Below are 1723 nucleotides of genomic sequence, written 5' to 3' on the forward strand. Positions count from 1 at the left end.
CGGCCGGGCGGCGGTGGGGACGCCCAACCGGTGCCGGCGGCCCCGGCCAGCTCGTCCAACCGGTCGGCGGCCTGCCGGTCCGCCGCGTCGGCCAACTCCAGCGCTCTCCGCAGAGCCGCCCCCGCGCCCGCTTGGGCCGCGCCGGCCCGCTCGGTCGGTCGCAGGCGAGTCGGATCGACGTGCACAGCACCGGACCGGTCCACCACCAGGCCGGCCGCGTCGGCCCGGGCGACCGCCTCGGCGAGCCGCGCCTTCGCCACCAGGAGGCACCCGGCCAGCTCGGACAGCACCTGATCGGCCTCGATCAGCGCGGGCGCCACCGAGGTCACCTCGCCCCGCAGGCCGCCCAGCCGAGCATCCGCCGCCACCGCTGCCGCGCCGGACCAGCCGCCCCGCAACCTCCCGGCGGAACCGGCCAGCTCGTCGGCGTGCCGCTCGACCGGACCTGTCAACCCGGCCCAGGCCGCCCCGGCCACCCGCCAGCCGCCCGGATCGGCGGCCCAGAGCTGGCGGTAGCCGACGCCGCTCACCGGGGCAGGACGGCGAACCGGCCGGCGGCCCGGTCGTCCACCGTCTCGTACGCCTCGGCGGCGACCCGGACCCCACCGGCGGTCAGCGCCACGTCCGCCCCCAGCCGGCAGAACCACGCGTGCGCGGCCGACTCCAGCCCCGCGAGGGCCGTGGCGGCCCGCCAACCCGGCGCCGGCACCAGCAAACCGGCCGTCCGGGCCAGGCCCCACGCCAACCGGTACGCCTCGTCGTCGAGCGCACCGGCCACGGCGCGCAGCTCCTGCGGCCGGACGGCGAACGGCTCCTCGGTCATGACCCCACCCCCGTGCACGATCGGCATCCACGCGCTGACGCTAGGCAGGGCAGAGCCGTGCCGGAGTGCCCTGTGGACAGCCGGCTGGTGTCGTACTCCGGTGTGTCCACAGGCGTTGCCCACGGCGGGCCCGACGGCTAATCTGCCGCCCCGGCCGCCGGTAGGGTGGTCTGGTGATCGTCGCTGTCGGCATCGACGTCGTCCTGGTCGACCGGTTCACCCGGTCCCTGGCGCGGACGCCGCTGCTTGCCGACCGGCTCTTCACCGCGGCCGAGCGGGCCACCCGCTCCGGCACCCCACGCTCGCCCGAGTCGCTCGCCGCCCGGTTCGCCGCGAAGGAGGCCGTCGCCAAGGCGCTCGGCGCCCCGGCCGGGCTGAGCTGGCACGACTGCGAGATCGTGCCCGATGACACCGGTCGACCCTGGCTGACCGTCTCGGGCACCGTCGCGACTGCGGCCGTCGAGCGGGGCATCAACCACTGGCACCTCTCGCTGTCGCACGACGGCGGGATCGCGTCGGCGATGGTGGTCGCGGAACGGTGACGTCGGCCGGGTGGCCGTGACGGCCCACTCGCGAGCGGAATGGGGCACGGTGACATGAGAGCGGTGTGGCGGGCGGCTGACGTACGGGCGGCCGAGGCGGGGCTGAAGGGCACCCTGCCGGAGGGCACGCTGATGCAGCGGGCCGCCGCCGGGTTGGCCCGCCGGGCCGCCCTGCTGCTCGCCGAGCGGGGCGGGGTGTACGGCGGCCGGGTGCTGCTGCTCGTCGGCTCGGGCGACAACGGCGGTGACGCCCTCTACGCCGGGGAACGGCTGGCCCGCCGCGGCGTCGAGGTGTCCGCCCTGCTGACCTCCCCGGGACGGGCGCACGCCGCGGGCCTGGCCGCGCTGCGCGCCGCCG

3 protein-coding genes and 1 pseudogene are annotated in these 1723 nt (G+C 77.6%); 2 read left to right on the forward strand and 2 right to left on the reverse strand.

Features of this window, described 5'->3' with window-relative positions:
• Both B0E54_RS32235 and B0E54_RS32240 read right to left on the reverse strand, forming a co-directional pair.
• A pseudogene (locus B0E54_RS32235) lies at positions 1–530 on the reverse strand (hypothetical protein); the annotation flags it as partial.
• Positions 527–823: a hypothetical protein gene (locus B0E54_RS32240; protein ID WP_234591614.1), complete on the reverse strand. Its 297-nt coding sequence runs from the start codon at positions 821–823 to the stop codon at positions 527–529. The pseudogene B0E54_RS32235 and the gene B0E54_RS32240, both read right to left, overlap by 4 nt.
• Positions 824–996: 173 nt before the next feature.
• Between B0E54_RS32240 and B0E54_RS32245 the strand changes: the two genes are divergently transcribed.
• Positions 997–1365 carry a holo-ACP synthase gene (locus B0E54_RS32245; protein WP_234591615.1) on the forward strand — a complete coding sequence of 123 codons (369 nt, stop codon included), beginning with the start codon at positions 997–999 and terminating at the stop codon, positions 1363–1365.
• Positions 1366–1419: 54 nt separating this feature from the next.
• On the forward strand, positions 1420–1723 hold a 304-nt coding region (locus B0E54_RS32250), incomplete at its 3' end, for an NAD(P)H-hydrate epimerase (RefSeq protein WP_234591617.1).

Origin of the sequence: Micromonospora sp. MH99, from assembly GCF_021442385.1 — a bacterium.
Lineage (GTDB): Bacteria > Actinomycetota > Actinomycetes > Mycobacteriales > Micromonosporaceae > Micromonospora.

What these genes read in the sequence shown, in the direction of transcription:
- B0E54_RS32240 (WP_234591614.1), bottom strand. Translation starts at nt 823, where the DNA reads ATGACCGAGGAGCCGTTCGCCGTCCGGCCGCAGGAGCTGCGCGCCGTG.